The sequence below is a fragment of the Vibrio sp. TH_r3 genome, assembly GCF_033101115.1.
Taxonomy (GTDB): domain Bacteria; phylum Pseudomonadota; class Gammaproteobacteria; order Enterobacterales; family Vibrionaceae; genus Vibrio.
In genome coordinates, this window is record NZ_JAWMPW010000004.1 from 249563 (window position 1) to 269356 (window position 19794).

Consider the following 19794-nt stretch of genomic DNA (forward strand, 5'->3'; position numbering starts at 1 on the left):
AATTCAGTTGAAAAAAAGCTAATTAACCGAGTGATTCTTAACAAAGAGCCGCTTCTATTTCAGCGCTAACTTCAGCAACTTGCTTAGTACCGTCAAACTTCAAGTAGGTAGTATTACCCATTGTCGCTTCTTTTCCATAATACTCTATAAGAGGAGATGTTTGCTCATGGTAAACACCTAAACGAGCACGTACAGTATCTTCTTGGTCATCATCACGAATCACAAGATCTTCACCTGTAACGTCATCTTTACCTTCGACTTTAGGCGGATTAAATGTAGTGTGATAAGTTCTACCTGAAGGCAAATGAGCTCGACGACCTGCCATACGTTCAACGATAACACTATCATCAACATCAATTTCAATAACGTAGTCAACGGCAACACCCAGTTCTTTCAAGCCATCGGCTTGCGGAATAGTGCGAGGAAAACCATCTAAAAGAAATCCTTTCTCACAATCATCTTGTGCAATACGTTCTTTGATAAGCCCTAAAATAATTTCATCGGATACAAGCTGACCAGCATCGATCACTGCTTTAGCCGCTTTGCCCATTTCAGTGCCCGCTTTGATGGCTGCACGCAGCATGTCACCAGTAGAAATTTGCGGTATGCCGAATTTTTCCATGATGAATTGAGCTTGTGTTCCTTTACCAGCACCTGGGGCACCTAGCAGAATGATGCGCATGACATTTCCTCTTAATTTTTAATTTATAACGAAACTCACTGTTCACTTTTTCATCATGAAAGGTTAGCGGTAAGTTTCGGTATAACATTTATGTTATTCAGTTATTTTCAAGCCCGCGGATTCTAGCACAGAATGCGGGCTTATTGTGTAGTTTACGGATCATCCGTGTTTGATTCTCTTACACCTTAGTCAAAAGAGTATTCACTGCACCTAAGAATTGAGCGGGATCTTCCATTGCACCACGTTCAGATAACATAGCTTGTCCAAGTAACACTTCTACCCAACGACCAAATGCTTCTTCGTCTGCTTCATCAGCCATACGCTTAACTAAATCGTGTTCTGGATTGATTTCAAAAATATACTTCATTTCAGGGACATCTTGGCCTGCCGCTTCTAACAACTTCGCCATTTGAGTTCCCATTTCAAAATCATCCGTAACAACCACGGCTGGAGTATTCGCTAGTTTAAAGGTTGTACGAACCTCTTTAACGCGGTCACCTAAATAGGTTTTGGTACGCTCAACAACTGATTTAAATTCTTCCGCTGTTTCTTTTTGCTTCTCTTTTTCCGCTTCATCTTCAAACTTGCTCAGATCCAAGCCCGCTTTAGTAATTGACTGGAATGTTTTACCATCAAACTCATTCAAATAGTTCATTAGCCATTCGTCAATACGGTCGCACATCAATATAACTTCAATACCTTTGGCTTTAAATTGCTCTAAATGCGGGCTATTTTTAGCCGCAGCATAGCTATCAGCGGTTAGATAATAGATCGTATCTTGTTCTTCTTTCATGCGCTCAATATAAGCCGCTAGAGAAATAGTTTGATCGGATGAATCTACCTCTGTTGAACAGAAACGTAATAGACCAGCAATCTTTTCTTTGTTAGAAAAATCTTCCGCAGGCCCTTCTTTTAATACTTGGCCAAATTCTTTCCAGAAAGTCAGGTATTTTTCTTCATCATTTTTAGCAACACGTTCTAACATGGTTAACACACGCTTAGTGCACGCATTTCTTAGTGACTGTGTCACTTTATTGTCTTGTAATATCTCACGAGAAACGTTTAAAGGAAGATCATTAGAATCTATTAAACCACGCACAAATCGCAAGTAAGTTGGCATGAACTGTTCTGCATCATCCATAATGAATACGCGTTGAACATATAGTTTTAAGCCACTTTTATGATCACGATTCATCATATCCCAAGGTGCTTTTGACGGAATATACAATAAGCTCGTGTAATCGTTCTTACCTTCTACGTGGTTATGGCTCCATACCAATGGATCGGCGTAATCATTAGAAACATGTTTATAAAACTCTTTGTATTCTTCTTCGTCAATATCCGATTTATTACGAGTCCATAGTGCTTGAGCTTTGTTAATTTGCTCCCATTGACCTTCTTCTTTTTCGTTGCCTTCTTCATCTTTCTGTTTAGTCCAAATTGATACCGGAATACCAATATGATCAGAATACTTACTAATAACATCGCGCAAACGGTAATCAGAAAGGAACTCTTCTCCTTCTTCACGCATATGCAGAATAATATCGGTACCGCGAGTTTCTTTTTTAATAGACTCAATGGTGTATTCGCCTTCTCCAGAAGAATACCATTGGACAGCATCTTCGGGGGCAGAGCCAGCAACACGAGTTCGTACTGTCACGGCATCAGCCACGATAAATGCCGAGTAAAAACCAACACCAAACTGACCGATTAGCTGGGAGTCTTTACTTTGATCTTCAGAAAGCTTAGAGAAAAATTCAGCAGTACCTGATTTAGCGATAGTACCTAAATGTTCGATAACATCTTCACGACTCATACCGATACCATTATCTGACACAGTTAACGTTTTCGCTTCCGCATCAAAACTAAGCTTTACGCCTAAATCGGCATCACCTTGGTACAATTCAGCATTAGACAAAGCCTGAAAACGTAACTTATCAGAAGCATCAGATGCATTTGAGATAAGTTCTCTCAGAAAAATTTCTTTATTTGAGTAAAGTGAGTGGATCATTAAATGAAGTAGTTGTTTTACTTCCGACTGAAAACCACGAGTTTCTTTGTTGTTTGTTGCCGTCTCGCTCATTTTAGCTCCATTAATTATTCAATAAATGAGATAACAGAAAGTTCTGTTACTTACTTGTGTATCGTGTAAGGCGCAATCATGCCTATCGTTGGCTAATAGATAAGGGTGGCATTTGTAAATTCAAGGTCAATTTTTATAAAAACAGTGTTTTTTACAACTATTTTTATCTATTGTGCGCTAACTTTTTGGCAAAAAACCGTAACAAACCTATATTAATAATTATACAAATAGAATATTTTCATTTTTTCTATATTTTATTCAATTACTTAAGGTATAAATCCCATAAAATGACTAGCATTGGTACTAAATTTCTTCTTGCACAACGGTTTGTTTTTGATCCAAACAACGATTCGCTAGTTGATAAAACAAATAGTAATGAATTAAATCGATTGGGTAGTAACGAAAGTAGAATTTTACTGCTGTTTTCAACACGCCCTAACCAAATTATCACTCGTGATGAATTACATGACTTTGTTTGGCGAGAACAAGGCTTCCAAGTAGATGACTCTAGCCTAACACAAGCGATCTCTACTCTAAGAAGAGTACTCAGTGATTCAACAAAAACACCTCAATTTATTAAGACTGTCCCCAAACGCGGTTATCAGTTTATTTCCTCAGTAGAAAAAACCGTACCGTTACTTTCTAGTCTAAACGAAAATAAGGTACCTGATATTGGCACAATTCTTTCTAAGACAAATGTAACAGCATCGCACCGAGATTCGGATAAGCCTGATTCAAATCAGAACTTGTCTAACAGCAATAATAACTCGACTACTTGGGATAATTTCCGGCTAAACAGTAAGCAACATCGTATTGTCTATCGCTTAATCTGGCTTGCGGCTGCGCTTCTACCCATTTGCGTTTATCTGTCAATTGAACCAGCGCCTTCAAAATTCAAACTCATCGATACAATCCAAGGGATCCCATTACAAACGACAGAGCGTCACCCACCTCTAGATAAATGGCAGCCATTAATAAACAAATGTGTACAAACGTACTTAGCAGAAATAAAGCTTACTCAAAACAAACAACAGCCTGTTGAAGTGATAATAACCGCAGGACCAAATAACAATTTAATTCTTAATTATGTGTATTCAGAATCGAATACATCTGAGAACGTTACCGTTCAGCTATTTACTAAACAGTATGGCGCTAACCCACTGTGTAACATGTCGGAGAGATAAAATGAACAACACCAAGTATGCGCTTATCATTTTATCGATCTCCATTATGTTTAGCACATGGTTATATTGGGGATCAGATCTTAGATTAGAAAAGGAGTTAACGTCTAGAGAGTGGCAGTCAACAATAGATAATTTCATTTCTCCAGAAATGCAGAAAGATGAAAATAATAAAATTTATATTCTAAGCAATATTGAAATGATCAGTAATGTAAAATACCTGCCTAATGGTTCTTATCTGCGCGTTTCACATCTCAAAATGTTTGACAAAAACCAACAAGTGACTTCCGTTATGAATATTTTAGAATCTGGTGATTGGGAGCTCAGTGACAACTATTTACTCATTAATCCGAAAGATTTTAAAGAGACATCGACCAACAACAGCGTGGAGTTTACTGAACAACAACTCGATATCGTAAAAACACTTTTTATTATGGATGCAGAACAGAGCCGACGAGTTGATATTATTAATCATAAAGCACTGTTATTAACCAGCTTAAATCAAGGTTCCCGTATTTTATCCTCGCAATAATAGAGTCACTATCACTATTACCTAAATAGCAAGGCTTGAAATAGATAGGTGATTTAAGAAAGGTGGGAGGCTAAAACAGAGAATAAAAAGAGTGCTTGCCCCTTTTATTCTCTGTCTCGAGAGTGTATTTATACCGTCATAATTGAGAAAAAACTTACTTCAATCTATAGATAATACCGGGATTGCACCTGACCATTTCAAAACGATCGGTTAATCCTGTTAAGGATTCTGATGCCCCTAATAATAAATAACCACCAGGATTAAGTGAACTAGCAATAGAATTCAATACTTTTGCCTTCATATCAGGAGAGAAATAAATAAGCACATTTCGACAAAACACAATATCGAATTTACCTAACAAAGCGTAACTTTCCATGAGGTTTTGCGGACGAAAATTAACGAACCGTTTAACATTATCCTTAATCTTCATTCTCCCATCACCTGCTTCTTCAAAAAAAGTTCGTCTGCGTTCAGGCGATAAACCACGACCAAGAGCTAAATTATCGTACACACCAGCTCGGCACATATCTAGCATACTAGCGGAAATATCCGTTGCAGTAATTGATACGTTAGGTAATAAACCCGGCTTTTTTTTCTGTGTTTCTAAAATAGTCATTGCCATAGAATAAGGCTCTTGCCCAGAAGAACTCGCCGCAGACCAAATTTTAATTGGCCTTTTATTTGCTGCAACTTCAGGTAATAATTTTTCAGCTAAAACAGTAAAAGGGTAGCCATCACGAAACCATAACGTTTCATTGGTTGTCATAGCGTCTACCGCTGCAATCCGCAATTCTCTGTTTCGCCCTGTCACTACATTCTTTAATAGATCAGATAGCGATTCGAGCTTAAATTTACTTATCAGTGGGCTTAAGCGACTGCGCACTAAATATTGCTTGCTGTCGCCCAAAACAATACCACATTGCGATTCTAAAAATCGGCTAAAATCACGGTACTCTTGATCACTTATCGTAATAACTGTCATTCATTTCTCTTTTATTATTAGACAACCGCTGCCTTCACAGCTGCGCCTAATTCATCTGGATTAAATTTAGCAATAAATTCATTCGCCCCTACTCGTTCAACCATCGCTTGGTTAAAAACGCCACTTAGAGAAGTATGCAAAATAATGTGTAGATCCTTTAATTCAGGATGACGACGAATCTCGGCGGTTAGAGTATAACCATCCATTTCAGGCATTTCTATATCGGATATAACTAAAGAAAGTTGCTCATAAATGCTACCTTCGGAGGCCATCTCAACCAACTTCTCATACGCCTCTTTTCCATCTTTAACCGCTACCGCTTCAAAACCGATAGATTCAATTGCTCTTTGTACCTGTTTACGAGCTACGGTAGAGTCATCAGCAATCAAGATTCTACGTACAATTGGTTTTTGCGTACCTTGCTCTGCTTGCGCAATTTCTTCCGCAATATCTGTACTCATTTCTTCTTCTACCGGAGAAATTTCTGCGAGTATTTTTTCTACATCGAGTATTTCTACTAGCTCATTATCAATATTCGTTACAGCAGTTAAATAATTCCCACTTCCGGCACTCTCAGGCGGTGGAAGTATAGTCTCCCAATGCATATTGATTATACGCTCGACAGATGACACCAAAAACCCCTGCACTGTACGGTTAAATTCCGAAATAACAACAAAACATTTTTCTGGCTCTGCGGTACGTCGCCCACCAATCGCTAAACTTAAATCTATAATAGAGATCGTTTTTCCACGAATATGAGCAATTCCGATAACTAACGGATTAAGATTAGGCATTAATGTCAATTTAGGACATTGTAGTATTTCTTTTACTTTGAATACATTGATACCATATCTTTGACGTCCCATAAGACGAAAAGTCAGTAACTCTAACCTATTTTGACCTACGAGCTGTGTACGTTGATTCACTGAATCCATAATACCGGTCATAAACTCAACTCCATTTAAACTTCTGAATAAAAAAATGTTAACCTAATTGAGCTATTTTACAACAAAGCACAATATGGATGCTAAAACTGAGGGAAGCGTAATATGTATTTTATGTCTAAAACAATAAATTGTTATTCTTCCTTTGTTAATTTTATCGGCTTTTTGACTATTTTCTTTAGTTTTTTTTCGTCCGCTGCAACACCTGAACAAATAGCGATGATTCAACAAGCTGCGGAAAGCCACGTAGCTACGGTTATCCCTGTCCCTCAAGACGGAGCATTAGTTGCAAAAGCCGCCAATATAGATTCAAGAATTAAAGCCACAACATGTCCATCAACATTACAGACCTCATCCTCGTCTAAAAGCCGTTCAACCAGTAACCTAACTGTATTAGTCGAATGCCCAGAGCATGGTTGGCGAGTGTACGTACCTGTGCGTATTTCAATGTCATTGCCTCTTGTTGTCGCGAATCGTTCCTTAACCCGTGGCGAAATAGTGACAAAATCCGATCTAACTATAACAATGATAGAACTGAATTCTTATCGCCGACAGGGTTATGACACAATAAATCATGTTGCAGGCGCAAAAATGAAAAAAAATGTTAGAGTTGGAGAAGTAATAGAGCGAGGTGATATTTGTGTTGTGTGTCGAAATGAAAAGGTGATCATTAAGGCTATCAAGGGTGAATTAACTATTACAACAAAAGGTACGGCACTATCTGACGGAGCAAGTGGAGATCAAGTAAGAGTGAAAAATGACAAATCTAAGCGTATAATTGAAGGAATTGTAACGGATATTGCTGAGATTACTGTTTATTTTTAGTTCATTTTGACTCACATTACGCTAGTATTCATCATTATAGTTAATATTGATGGCGTGTAGAAGAAATTATGAAAATAGTGCAAATAATCGCTAAAGTTCATCGTTTATTTGCCGATATCTCTTACATGACATTTACTCAATACGTGAAAAGGCTTTAATTATGGCAGGTATAGATAACATCCGTTCGAGCCACACCCTGACAACAGGACGTAGTGCGACTCGTTCAGAATCTGGGGCATCTAATTCTGATTCGGTTAAAGAATCAAGAAGCAGTCAAGATTCCGTTTCTCTTAGCCAGCAAGGAAAAGCTATCGGTCAACTCCATCAAGACATGGCGTCTCAACCAAGTTTCGACAGTGCAAAAGTTGCGGCGATTAAAGAAGCCATCTCTAATGGCTCTTATCGAGTCGACCCTGAAAAGCTGGCTGATAATATAATGAAATTTGAAAATGAATTAGGTGGGCTGTAATTTAGCCCAACTACGACTATGGCAAAACTTGTTGATTTAGTTAACTACCAATTAGAAAACGCACAGACACTTTCGACTCTTTTAGAAAAAGAGAAAGTGGCGATCACTTCTCGTATGTCTTCTGATATAGAAGCATTAGCTAAAGAAAAACTTCAACTGATTTCTCAACTTCAGCAAACGGATCAAAGAATCGCAACTCATACTGATATTCAGCTACTTACATCAGATGAACAAATTAAAGCCAATGTTGAATTGATTCGCTCGATAATACACGATTGCCAGCAAGCCAATGAAGTTAATGGCGAAGCTCTACAACGTGCTCAGCTCAGTTATAATAAACTCAATAATTTAATGCAGCAAAGCCGAGGAAAAATAGGAATGACCTACACCGCTGGTGGTCAAACCTCAACTGTGTCCACTCTCGGTACTAATATAAAAGCATAATAATAACAAAAGCCAAAAAGCGACAATGGCAATCGTTGTCGCTTTTTGGCTTTTGTCGATCATGTTATTGATCGAGATGATGTGTTATGTCTGGATATCAAGTAAAACGTCGGGTTACCGTATATTAATACTTAAATTAGAATAATGTTTGCTGCCTCTTAGATGGTACTTGTTGGACTTCACCGTAATCTTTGAGCCTATCCATTTTGGTAACATCCAGTTCCAATTCTGTCACATAACTATCTCCGACAGGATAGCTTCTCACCACTTCTGCGCCACGAATGACACCATCAACGGCACCTGAAGTACGTTCAGTTCCAAGTCGTTGATCTTGCAAATTAGCACGGCCACTCACTCGCATACCGTAAATTTGTTCAGCTAATTCTCTATACGCATCAATCTTTGACGCTCTCATTGCTCTAATACGTTTTTCTTCAGCATTTTGCCCTTTCTGTTCACTTACGCTCGCGTATCCAACCGCCGTTAACACATTATCTTCATTCATCTTTTGTAGAGGCTGGCATCCTGCGGCAATCAATATGAAAGCAAGCACGAGTAAATTTTTAAAATTCATATCAAACTCCTAAGGGCGTAAAATAATAGTATTTCGAGAAGAACGAGTAGGATCAGAGCGGATAACTAATCCATCTTGAGTACGAATAGTATTCAATGTATCCAAGTCTCGGCCGATTCTGTCCGCAGGTAAAAAACCTTGCGCAGTAGCGACAACGATACGACTTCTCATGCCAACAACGCGAGCATTAACCAGTACTCCTCCTTCTTGGCGCAACATAGTACCGGTCAATACATAAGTAACTTGCTGCTCTTGTGCCAAATCTTGCCAATCACGACTCATGGCAAAATCACCTTGCTGAGTAACTTGGATAGAGCCTGTAGTTTTAAAGTCAACCACTTGAAATCCACGCTGTTGAAACTGATGTATAAAGGACTCTGATACCGTATTGCCTAACCAACTGGTTGTATCTAGTTCCTGTATATCAACAAAAGACGTCACCGCTATTGGGGTTCGTGAAGAAATACTGGTGTTGGTGACAACCAATTCGTCCGTCATTGTTTCTACAAAGAAATCCAATGTATGGCGAGGGTTCTCCATGAGCATAAACCGACTCCCAGCATAAGGTTCTTTGCCGTTATAAATGGGTGAATATGCGCAAGATGCAACTAGTAAGCTGATCACTGCAATAAACCATTTTCTCATTTTCTTGATCTCCAGATATACTTGATGCCATATGTTCTATAACTTGTTTATCTCTCTTAAACGATTATGGAACAATCTTTGCTTTTCAATATTTGCCTATACTGAAAAACGACATACTAAATCAGCCACCAAAACATTTAATTACTAAACAACAAGCAAGAACTATACCCAGTTAGGGAAATATAAATGAAAAAATTAAATTTAACGACCAGCATATTCTTAATATCCTTGCTATTTAGTAAGTTAGCATTTTCTGAGTGGTATGAAGTAAGTGGTTCTGCTACCTATGTTTCTTCTCAGGAGACGGCGAGAGTTTACGCTTTAGAAGACGCTATATACCAAGCAATGAAATTTTCAGGAGCTGATATTGGTACTCTAAGCACTTTACGTCCATTTTTAGAGGAAAGAAAAAGTGAATATCAGTTCACAAATCATGAAGTTAGATATATCAGAGTATTAGATTCTAGAACACAAAACGGCAATATGGTTCTACGAGTGCAATTAGATATCTACCCATCGGCAACAGGTTGCCATGTCGATCAATATAAAAAGACCTTTTTAGTTGGCAATATAGATATTCTCTCTCCACAACAAGCAGTAATGGGACAAGTTTATAATATCGGTGATGATTTCAGTCACGTGCTGAATAAACAACTTGATCAGGAATCGATCAGCTTCGTTTCTGTTGGAACAACCGATTACGAAATCGATAGGAGTAATCCATTAACCTTGCAAATGATAGCTCAAGACAGTAATGCGCAATATATTATCGGTGGACACATTAGCGACCTAACGGCAACCGTTGACCAAAACGTACTAAAAGACGATACCATCAACCGCCAATTTGCGTTAGAAATGCAAGTCTATGATGGCAAAACTGGGCAAGAGGTTTACAGCCAAGCATACCGTGAAGTCGCAGTTTGGGGGTTTCCTAAAACCAGTCAAGTCGATACTCGTAGTGCTCGATTTTGGGCATCAACATATGGAAAAATGCTGCTACGCGTCAGCCGAAATATTATGCTCGATCTAGAATCTGAATTATCTTGTAAAATTACTCTACCAGAAGTCGTCAGAGTTGCAGGAAATACTGTTACGATAAATTTAGGAAGAGTTCATGGTGTAAACGTAGGTGATAAACTCCAATTATGGCATACAGGATCGTTTATTGATCAAACAGGGTTACCAAGAAATAGAGTGTCCCAAAGTGACATCACATTAACGGTTTCGCGAGTATTTGACCAGCAAGCTGAACTGAATATAGAACAAGCCGAATTAGCACAAAGTGTTCATATTGGCGACGTAATGCATAAAGAAATTCTCACTCCCATCAATTAAGTATCCAAAACACTAACCATAGCTTTAACATAGAATAAATTTGCCACCTTAACTTAACAAGGTGGCAGTTATTAGCCAGTCTTTAAACAAAAATAATGAAATGCCTCTAGCCTCTATTTTGTTTCAAATTGATTCGCAAGGCGTTTTAGCTTATCCGCTAGTAATGTCTGTTCTTTTGCCGCTATCGCGATTTTCTCACCGCTACTAACACTGACATCCACACTATGACTGATATTTTGTGCATTTGATGAAATATCAGTACTGACCGTTACTTGCTGTTCAGCGGCAGCCGAAATTTCAGCAGCCATTGCTTGAATTCGAGCAATAGAGGCAACAACCGATTGCAATGTATCTTGGACCTGCGCAGATTTTTCCACACTTGAGAGTGCAAGAGTTTTCGTACTACTCACTTGAGTATAAGCATCATCACTGATCCCTTGTAGTTTTGTCACCATTGTTTCAATTTCTAAAGTTGAATCTTGAGTTCTTTGAGCTAATGAACGTACTTCATCGGCAACAACGGCAAAACCTCTTCCATATTCGCCTGCTCTTGCCGCTTCAATTGCCGCATTCAATGCTAATAGATTAGTCTGTTCTGCTATCCCTTGAATAACATCTACAACACTGGAAATATCACTACTGCTCTCATGCAACTCATTAATTGTATTCGATACATTGTCGATTTTTGACGATAATTGGTGAATAGTATCGGTGGATTCACCAACTATTTTACTGCTGTGTGCAATAAGCTCATCCGCGGTATTAGCTTCTTCAGAAGTGGTGAGAATATTGGTTGCAACCTCTCTTACGGAAACACTCATTTGTTCAATTGCGCTAACAACTAACAAAACCTGTTTATATTCTTCCTTAAGACCAGCAGCGCTCTCTGTTACTATCATTTCAGATGTCTCTGCTGCCGTTGCCAATTGTTCACTCGAACTAGCGATAACATGAACTGCATCGGTAAGTGAATTTAGCATTGAATTTAAATTTCTGGCTATAACGCTTAATTCATCCCCTCCTGTTTCAGTACAGCGCGGAACTAAATTCTTTTTGGCCGCCAACTGCATAGTATTATTTAAGCTATTTACTTGCCTAGAAATGCCTTGTAATAATATAAAACTGAAATAGATGGTTAACACAATCACAGTGAGAGAGAACGTTAACAAAAGCCAAAATTTTTGGGTTTTCTCCGCAACAAGAACGTGAGAAGAATCAAGAATTTCTGCCGTGAGTTTTTCTTCTTGCTCTTTCAACAGATTAATTCTGTTAGTAGAAGCGGAAAACCACAGCTCAGGGTTTTGCTCGAGTTCACTGTTGAATGCTTTAGCACGGTAATTTTCTACTTCTTTAAAAGGCGTTTGTTGGATAATCTGGTTGAAAGAATTGATATGGTTTTGCGCAGCATACGTTTCAAAAGTAGAAAAGTAGCTGTTTTGTTCACTCACTAACTGCACAAATTTCCGAAATAGACCGGGGGAAAACTCACCTTGACCAAAAGTATTACTTAACACTGCTCTTTCTATCCCTGCTCTCTCCTTTCCTTGCAGAAATTCATAATAAGCGGCAAGAGAGCGACTAATTTCTGCCACTTTAGAAATACGTACCGCTAAGCCGGGTACAGATAATAAATGGCTGTTAAGCGTGGTGTAGTAATTAAGAGCATCAGCTAAAGGTAAAGAGAGATTGCTAATAGCGCGTCTCATTGATTCGATACGTGCTAACATTTTATTAGCCTCATCCACTACAGCCCATAATTGAGTATATTGCGCTAAGCTAGATGAACTTTGTGTTAAATAACCTTGTAAATCGGCTAGCCTTCTGTCGGTTTCTTTACGTTGCACTACCAAAGCAGACTCAAATTTAGAGCCTTGCGAACCTAAAAAACCAGCAGACATACCTCGCTCTTTTTGTAATTCATGGACCAGACGACTGTTGTAAGCAGACAGCTCGACAAAATTATAGGTTTCAGATGCAGATTTTTTGGCATCATTAGTTGCAGTTATTTCCAAAGCTGAAAAATAACAAACAACAATTAATACAGGCAAAATAATCAATAAAATTTTTTGTTTTATATTTAAATACATAATATTTTCTCAAATCATCTGTTCACTCTGTTATCGATAAAACAACCACTTTCCTTAGTTTAGATGGCAAAAAAGCCTAATAAGTAACAGCTGTTTGTTATTGATCACATAATCAATATTTCGTTTCTGTCATAAGATTAGTTCAATCTAGAAAAAGTGCATATTGTTGCTTAATTACTCACTTGGACAACAAAAAGCAACAAAGCAATAGAATTTGTAAAAAATACTTATATAATCAAGCCTCAGTGTGTCCCCTTAGTTCAGCTGGATAGAACAAGGACCTCCTAAGTCTTAGACACAGGTTCGAATCCTGTAGGGGACGCCACTTCTATTATGTTTCTGCGGTTCAAAAAATTTGGCTCGTAACTGGCCAACAACATCATCTCTATTAATTTAAATTAACCCTGCCCACATACTTAAAAATCCGCTAATCAATATAGAAAAAACGCCATCTATTCAAAAAATCATTGTTAGAGCAACGATCCAGACAACACAGTCTATTGCATATATTTGTTAGATTGCTGTACCTATTGAAGTCTAAATATAACTCACTGGTTTTTAAGTAAAATAAAAAATACACGTAATGCATGTGGCATTTTTGTCAACTACTTCTTCAATTTTTGGGCAGAATGTCATATTATTTGTGAATAATAGATGTATCATTAAGTTAAAAAAATAATGAGTAAAAGTAATTTAACATCCAATACAGGCCATCGTTTCATATCGAAAGGCAAAACTGCTTATAAAATTCACATCCATACTCCTGATGATACTATTTTACATCGTTCGGTAGGTTTTATTCGCATTGGTGAAAAAAAAGCCTTGGAAAAAGCCTTAAATATTAGAAATGAACTCGGAAAAGAAATGTGGGGAAAGTTTTGGAACCGGTTACTTAAAGAACCATATTTGATGACTCGCTTACCTCACGATTTAGAGCCGAAAATCATTTTTAAATCGAAAGATCCTGCAACAAGCCAAGGTTATTACATTGCAAAATGGCGTGAGTACTCTGACGACGGTCAATTTAATTATCGTAGTACCGTTTGCTCTATCGACAAGCATGGCAAATTAGCTGCCTATTCAAAAGCTAAACGTGCACTGCTAGAAGCACACAAAGATAATATCGACCTTCTGTTATTTATGGGTAGATTGAATAGTATTGATTTAAAATAATCAATACTATTTGATATAACCGCTCATACTACACTATAAAAAAGTCACTGCATTCTTAAAGAAACAGTGACTTTTTTAGCGAACCTTCGAAAACTAAATAACGATATTTCGGTGTAAACCGTTATTGTTGTTCCAAAAGCTATTTTTTCGAAAGTTACTGTGAGTTTGCCTCACGTTGAGCGATAAATTCTAATGCCATATTAATCCGAGCAATCACACGATCCTTACCTATTAGTTGCATTACAACATCGACTGAAGGCGATTGACCACCACCCGTCACCGCGACGCGAAGAGGCATACCGATTTTACCCATACCAATACTGAGTTCTTCACATACTTGCGCAATAACATTATGCAAGTTTTCAGTCGTCCATTGTTCAATAGCTTCTATTTTTCTTAGCGCTAATTCTAAAGGTCCCTTAGCGACACCACGTAAATGTTTCTTAGCGGCAGCCGCATCAAACTCTTGAAAATCCTGATAAAAATAACGAGACTGACTCGCTAACTCAACTAATGTATTACAACGTTCTCCCACTAAAGTGATCACACTTTCAAGATCGGGGCCATTACTTATGTCGATTTTTTGATTATCTAGATGCCATTGCAGATATTTAGCAACATAAGCAGGTTCAGAAGTTTTAATGTAATGATTATTTAACCAATTCAATTTATCAGTATTAAATGCCGACGCAGACTTACTAACATCATTAAGTTTAAATAACTCTATCATCTCTTGTTGAGAAAAAATCTCTTGGTCTCCATGAGACCAACCTAAACGAACTAGGTAATTATTCAAAGCATTTGGAAGATAACCTTCATCACGATATTGCATAACACTTACGGCACCGTGACGTTTAGATAGCTTCGCACCATCATCACCAAGAATCATTGCACAGTGTGCAAAAACAGGTACAGGTGCACCCAGAGCTTCATAAATATTAATCTGACGAGGCGTATTATTGATATGGTCTTCACCACGAACTACATGGGTAATGCCCATATCCCAATCATCAACAACAACACAGAAGTTATAGGTTGGAGAACCATCTGTACGTCGAATAATTAAATCATCAAGTTGATCGTTATCTATTTCTATTCGTCCTCTAATCTGGTCATCAAATACGACAGAACCTGATTTAGGATTACGAAAACGAATGACACTTGGATCATCTTCTTTAGCCGCTGAGTTGACCGCAACAATTTTAGGATGCTCGGCATCGTAACGTGGCATCTCTTTATTAGCTTCTTGTTCAGCACGAATTTCATCTAACAACTCTTTTGGTGCGTAACATTTGTACGCTTTCCCTTCAGCAAGAAGTTTATCAACCATTTCATTGTAACGATCAAAACGCTTAGTTTGATAGTACGGGCCTTCATCCCATTCCAACCCCATCCATTGCATACCTTCAAGAATCGCATCAACCGCTTCTTGAGTAGAACGCTCTATGTCTGTATCTTCGATACGTAAAACAAATTCACCGCCCTGATTTTTTGCGTATAACCAAGAGTATAAAGCAGTGCGTGCACCACCGACATGAAGATAGCCTGTTGGGCTAGGAGCAAAACGAGTTTTAACCGTCATTAGAATTACCTTAAAATTTAAAGGTGCAATCACGAGTGACTGCGTAGATGAAGACAAAAGTGCACGCATTTTAACATTGTGTCACCCTTTATCTCAATCATTCCTTTTCTCACCAAATAGTTGGTTACGAAGTCACTCACACAAGTTAAACCTTGACCTTACCCAAGGGGGAAGGTTTATCTTTAATCTACGTACTCTAGAAATTGGACAGAATGATGAATCAGTTTGTTATCCCACTCAAAGGATTAAATTGTGGAAAATGTGTGAAGAAAGTCACCGATAGCCTCACGCCATTTTCTGAGACAAAAATACACTCTATCGACAAAACCTCATTGTCTGTAGAAACATCACAACCGTTGACTACTATTATTTCAGCTATTGAGTCTCTGCAATATCAAGCTGGAAACCATATTTCACTCACCTTATTTGGATTAAAATGCAACAAGTGTGTCAATAAAGTTGCTGAAGCTCTCGATAACAATAATCAAATCGCTCGTTTTGATGTGTTAATAGATTCATTAACCGTAGTCACAACTCTAAACGCACTCTCTATTATCGATATAATAGAAAAATTAGGCTTTTCAGCGACTATAAACAACTCAGAATCACCTCAAGCAACGCCGCATCCATTGTCAGAATCAAATACATGTGACAAAAGTAATTCTTCACAATCAGAAGCATCAAGCGACTTTAAACAAGCAACGCTAAATAAAAACAACAGGCCAAGCTTACATACACTCAACCTTTCTTTACAAGGCATGACCTGCGCAAGCTGTGTTTCATCAGTAGAAAAAGCCTGTTTAAAAGTGGCCGGAGTCATAAATGCTCAAATCAACTTAGCAGAACAAAGTGCCATAATTTCCGCGCAAACAAATGACAATGTAATCCAAGACAAACTCATATATTCAATCGAACAAGCTGGCTATAACGCATCAATAATCGAAGATGAAGCGACTTTGCAGCAAGAATTGCAAGCTGGCCATTTACATGCACAAACCACACATAAAAAAAACGCCACCTTAGCATTAGCATTAGGCATACCGCTAATGCTGTGGGGATTATTCGGTGGCAATATGATGATTCGAAATGGATCGGATCAATTAAGTTGGGGACTGATTGGAATTATTTGCTTACTATTGTTAGCAACGGCAGGAAAACATTTTTATATCAACGCATGGCAATCGTTGATCCACAAACGAGCCACCATGGACACACTCGTTGCTCTAGGGACAGGCGCTGCATGGTTCTATTCAATGTTAGTTGTTTTTTTTCCAAACTGGTTTCCTGTCGCTTCACGCCACATCTACTTTGAAGCCAGTACCATGATCATTGGGCTCATCTCATTAGGACACTATATTGAAGCAAAAGCAAAGCAGAAGACGACCCAATCTTTACAATCACTTATTGGTCTACAGGCTAAGTTTGCTACTGTAAGGACAGACCATGGTGAAGTTCAAATGCCAATCGAAGCGATACACAAGGGTATGTATATTCTCATCAAACCAGGCGAGAAAGTACCCGTCGATGGACAAGTACTCGAAGGCGAGTCTTATGTCGATGAGTCAATGTTGACTGGTGAGCCAATACCTAATTTAAAAATTAGCGGTGATAAAATATCCGCCGGAACAATAAACAATGACGGCAGCCTACTGATGCTTGCCACTGGAGTGGGTAATGAAACCATGGTATCAAGAATTATCCAACTGGTTCGATTAGCTCAAAGTAGTAAACCAGCTATCGCTAAACTAGCTGACTCCATATCAGCTGTATTTGTCCCTATCGTTATCTGCATCGCGCTTACTGCTGCACTTATATGGTGGTGGTTTGGGCCTGAGCCAAAAGCCAGTTTTATGTTAATTGTTTCCACTACAGTTCTTATTATCGCCTGTCCTTGCGCATTAGGGTTAGCAACACCCTTATCCATAACGGTTGGAATAGGTAAAGCTGCAGAGTTAGGAATTTTAATACGCGATGCAGATGTTCTACAACATACCAGTAAAATCAACACGGTTGTGTTTGATAAAACAGGAACCCTAACACTAGGAAAGCCAAGCGTAACTGAATTCGAAACCTTCAACGGAATTGAGAAAGACATATTTTTACAATCCATTTATGCGTTAGAAAGTCACTCTGAACATCCACTAGCAAGCGCTATTTGTCATTTTGCAAAAGAGCAATATAAAGAAAACGCTATCGAGGACAGACCCAACTATACTGAGGACAGACCTATCCAGTTAGCCACTGCTTCTAACGTACAAAACGTTAAAGGGAAAGGGATTACCGGACAAGTAGGTGGTCTAGATATAGCCATTGGCTCAATAAGTTTTATACGCTCAAAAGGAATCTCCATACCTGACAAAAGTGTCAACCGATACCTTACTAAAGCAAGATCTGTTGCTTGTGTTAGTCTCGGTCAACAACTTGTCGGGATAATAGCTATCTCAGACCCTATCAAAAAAGATTCCGCTCAGGCAATTTCAAACCTCAAGGCCAAAGGAATCGATGTTATTTTGTTAAGTGGTGATCATAAAACCGTAGCAGAGAAAATTGCAAAAGAAGTAGGTATTGAAAAAACAATTGCCAATGTCTTGCCCGATGAAAAAGCCAAACATATCAAAAAATTACAATCAGAAGGCCGAAAAGTCGCGATGATTGGAGACGGTATAAACGATGCACCAGCATTGGCACAAGCAGATATTGGTATGGCAATGGGGAGTGGTTCCGATGTTGCGATAGAAAGTGCTCAAATGACACTACTGACTTCTTCTCCACTCGCAGTCAACAACGCGATTGAACTTTCAAAAGCGACCGTGGTAAACATAAAACAAAACTTATTAGGCGCTTTTATCTACAATCTCATTGGAATTCCAGTTGCTGCAGGCATTTTATACCCCGCATTTGGATTTTTACTTAGCCCAGTATTTGCTGGCGCAGCAATGGCTTTATCCTCTATTACGGTAGTGAGCAACGCAAACAGACTAAGATTTTTCAAGGTACATTAATGAATACTGCAGTAACTACATCGATAACACTACTCTCTTTGCTCTTGTCTTATACAGTGGCAGCAGAACCGCTCTTCTTCCAAGCCAAGAAAGGAGATAAGCAGTTAATGATATTAGGGTCTATTCATATTGGACACCCCAAAATGTATCCATTGCCAGAGGCCATACACAATTTTTTACAGAGTAGTGATGCAATCATTACCGAAATGAAACTAACCGACGGCATACCTACTATACCCACAGATGCGATACTAACCAACCAAGTTCTCGATAAGCAACAACTACTAAAACTTGAAGAAATCAATCAACAACTTAATTTTAACCCGAAGGCTTTTGTAAACAAACCGGCATGGCAAACAGCAATGACCTTACAAATTAGTCAATTCATCAAAATGGGGTTCAGCCAAGAACTCGGTACCGATCACTACATCACAGAGCAGGCAACTCTGCTAGATAAGCCAATACTTGGCCTGGAAAGCGCTCAATTTCAACTTTCATTGTTTACCGATGACCCTAAAACAGGAGAGCTAATGTTAACCGATACTATTGATAATTGGACTGAACATCAGGAAGTTAGTCAGTGCCTTGCTCAAAACTGGCAAGCTGGTAACAAGGAAAAACTGGCAGAGTTTCTGTTACAAAATAGTTTAAACGAAGCTCTAAACGATGAGTTTATCTATAAAAGAAACCATGCATGGGCAAACAAATTAACGTCCAACTCATTTATTAGTGATGGGAAATATCTTGTCGTAGTTGGAGCACTTCATCTAGTGGGAAAAGACAATCTAATCAATTTATTATCTGAAAAAGGCTTTGAGATAATACAATTATCTCAAGAACAACCTCTAGACTGTTAATGACATAATTTTTTATTGCGGCGACGTTCTAAATTTAAATCTCGATAAAAAACTGGTCGGATGCAGCGGATTCGAACCGCTGACCCCTACTCCCCCAGAGTAGTGCGCTACCAAACTGCGCTAGCATCCGGCAATGTTTTACTATCAGATTGATTATAAATATCCCCAAAAATTTGGCAACTACTCTTAACAAAATTCAATAGGTTAAGGATTATTTTGTTGAAAAAATAGTGAAAGCAATACCAAGCATTAAAGGACAGACCTAAAGCATTAAAGGACAGACCTAAAAAGACTGACAAAAAGACTGAGTATCCATCAAATCCATTCCAAGTTGGATCATTTTATATAGCGCTTTTATTCTTGGCGAGTATCTTATTCTTACCACTTGCCCTCTACT

At 38.4% G+C, this 19794-nt stretch carries 17 protein-coding genes and 2 tRNA genes; 10 read left to right on the forward strand and 9 right to left on the reverse strand.

Features of this window, described 5'->3' with window-relative positions:
* Positions 1–37 precede the first annotated feature (37 nt).
* Together adk and htpG are read right to left on the reverse strand one after the other, a co-directional pair.
* Entirely contained in the window at positions 38–682 is a 645-nt protein-coding gene (gene adk, locus R3X26_RS06550; protein WP_317716419.1) for an adenylate kinase, read from the reverse strand.
* 178 nt (positions 683–860) lie between these two features.
* Positions 861–2765 carry a molecular chaperone HtpG gene (gene htpG / locus R3X26_RS06555; protein WP_317716420.1) on the reverse strand — a complete coding sequence of 635 codons (1905 nt, stop codon included), beginning with the start codon at positions 2763–2765 and terminating at the stop codon, positions 861–863.
* Between the two features lie 287 nt (positions 2766–3052).
* On the opposite strand from htpG, the gene R3X26_RS06560 reads away from it, so the two are divergent.
* Together R3X26_RS06560 and R3X26_RS06565 are read left to right on the forward strand one after the other, a co-directional pair.
* Positions 3053–3949 (forward strand): transcriptional regulator, encoded by an 897-nt coding sequence (locus tag R3X26_RS06560; protein WP_317716421.1) that lies wholly within the window; start codon positions 3053–3055, stop codon positions 3947–3949.
* A 1-nt stretch (position 3950) separates the two neighbouring features.
* Positions 3951–4478, forward strand: coding sequence for a regulatory protein ToxS (locus R3X26_RS06565; protein WP_317716422.1), 528 nt, complete (start codon positions 3951–3953; stop codon positions 4476–4478).
* 154 nt (positions 4479–4632) lie between these two features.
* Here R3X26_RS06565 and R3X26_RS06570 read toward each other — a convergent pair whose 3' ends face one another.
* Both R3X26_RS06570 and R3X26_RS06575 read right to left on the reverse strand, forming a co-directional pair.
* A complete protein-coding gene (locus tag R3X26_RS06570; protein WP_317716423.1) occupies positions 4633–5460 on the reverse strand; it encodes a protein-glutamate O-methyltransferase in 828 nt (275 codons plus the stop codon).
* 17 nt (positions 5461–5477) lie between these two features.
* Complete coding sequence (locus R3X26_RS06575) at positions 5478–6407, reverse strand: chemotaxis protein CheV (protein WP_317716424.1); 930 nt, start codon at positions 6405–6407, stop codon at positions 5478–5480.
* A 111-nt stretch (positions 6408–6518) separates the two neighbouring features.
* Here R3X26_RS06575 and flgA point away from each other — a divergent pair, with 111 nt between their 5' ends.
* The 3 genes from flgA (at position 6519) to R3X26_RS06590 (ending at position 8142) form a co-directional block, all read left to right on the forward strand.
* The gene (flgA, locus tag R3X26_RS06580) at positions 6519–7229 is read left to right on the forward strand and encodes a flagellar basal body P-ring formation chaperone FlgA (protein ID WP_317716425.1); all 711 of its coding nucleotides are present in this window, start codon (positions 6519–6521) and stop codon (positions 7227–7229) included.
* A gap of 160 nt (positions 7230–7389) precedes the next feature.
* Positions 7390–7698: a flagellar biosynthesis anti-sigma factor FlgM gene (gene flgM, locus R3X26_RS06585; RefSeq protein ID WP_317716426.1), complete on the forward strand. Its 309-nt coding sequence runs from the start codon at positions 7390–7392 to the stop codon at positions 7696–7698.
* A gap of 18 nt (positions 7699–7716) precedes the next feature.
* Positions 7717–8142, forward strand: coding sequence for a flagella synthesis protein FlgN (locus tag R3X26_RS06590; RefSeq protein ID WP_317716427.1), 426 nt, complete (start codon positions 7717–7719; stop codon positions 8140–8142).
* A 136-nt stretch (positions 8143–8278) separates the two neighbouring features.
* Here the strand turns inward: R3X26_RS06590 and R3X26_RS06595 are convergent, their stop codons facing one another.
* Both R3X26_RS06595 and R3X26_RS06600 read right to left on the reverse strand, forming a co-directional pair.
* On the reverse strand, positions 8279–8716 hold the full coding sequence (locus tag R3X26_RS06595; protein ID WP_317716428.1) for an LPP20 family lipoprotein: 438 nt from the start codon (positions 8714–8716) through the stop codon (positions 8279–8281).
* Between the two features lie 9 nt (positions 8717–8725).
* Positions 8726–9361 (reverse strand): FlgO family outer membrane protein, encoded by a 636-nt coding sequence (locus R3X26_RS06600; protein WP_317716429.1) that lies wholly within the window; start codon positions 9359–9361, stop codon positions 8726–8728.
* Positions 9362–9547: 186 nt separating this feature from the next.
* On the opposite strand from R3X26_RS06600, the gene R3X26_RS06605 reads away from it, so the two are divergent.
* Positions 9548–10696: a flagellar assembly protein FlgT gene (locus R3X26_RS06605; RefSeq protein ID WP_317716430.1), complete on the forward strand. Its 1149-nt coding sequence runs from the start codon at positions 9548–9550 to the stop codon at positions 10694–10696.
* A gap of 113 nt (positions 10697–10809) precedes the next feature.
* Here R3X26_RS06605 and R3X26_RS06610 read toward each other — a convergent pair whose 3' ends face one another.
* The gene (locus tag R3X26_RS06610) at positions 10810–12783 is read right to left on the reverse strand and encodes a methyl-accepting chemotaxis protein (protein ID WP_317716431.1); all 1974 of its coding nucleotides are present in this window, start codon (positions 12781–12783) and stop codon (positions 10810–10812) included.
* Positions 12784–13032: 249 nt separating this feature from the next.
* On the opposite strand from R3X26_RS06610, the gene R3X26_RS06615 reads away from it, so the two are divergent.
* Both R3X26_RS06615 and R3X26_RS06620 read left to right on the forward strand, forming a co-directional pair.
* Positions 13033–13108 (forward strand) — tRNA-Arg (locus R3X26_RS06615).
* A gap of 353 nt (positions 13109–13461) precedes the next feature.
* Positions 13462–13956 carry a Fe3+-citrate ABC transporter substrate-binding protein gene (locus tag R3X26_RS06620; protein ID WP_317716432.1) on the forward strand — a complete coding sequence of 165 codons (495 nt, stop codon included), beginning with the start codon at positions 13462–13464 and terminating at the stop codon, positions 13954–13956.
* 154 nt (positions 13957–14110) lie between these two features.
* Here the strand turns inward: R3X26_RS06620 and gltX are convergent, their stop codons facing one another.
* Positions 14111–15538 carry a glutamate--tRNA ligase gene (gene gltX / locus R3X26_RS06625; protein ID WP_317716433.1) on the reverse strand — a complete coding sequence of 476 codons (1428 nt, stop codon included), beginning with the start codon at positions 15536–15538 and terminating at the stop codon, positions 14111–14113.
* Between the two features lie 215 nt (positions 15539–15753).
* Between gltX and R3X26_RS06630 the strand changes: the two genes are divergently transcribed.
* Together R3X26_RS06630 and R3X26_RS06635 are read left to right on the forward strand one after the other, a co-directional pair.
* Positions 15754–18540: a heavy metal translocating P-type ATPase gene (locus tag R3X26_RS06630; RefSeq protein WP_317716440.1), complete on the forward strand. Its 2787-nt coding sequence runs from the start codon at positions 15754–15756 to the stop codon at positions 18538–18540.
* Positions 18540–19397, forward strand: a complete 858-nt coding sequence (locus tag R3X26_RS06635) for a TraB/GumN family protein (RefSeq protein WP_317716434.1) — start codon at positions 18540–18542, stop codon at positions 19395–19397. Before R3X26_RS06630 ends, R3X26_RS06635 begins: the two co-directional genes overlap by 1 nt.
* 53 nt (positions 19398–19450) lie before the next feature.
* Here the strand turns inward: R3X26_RS06635 and R3X26_RS06640 are convergent.
* Positions 19451–19527 (reverse strand) — tRNA-Pro (locus R3X26_RS06640).
* Positions 19528–19794: the final 267 nt, after the last annotated feature.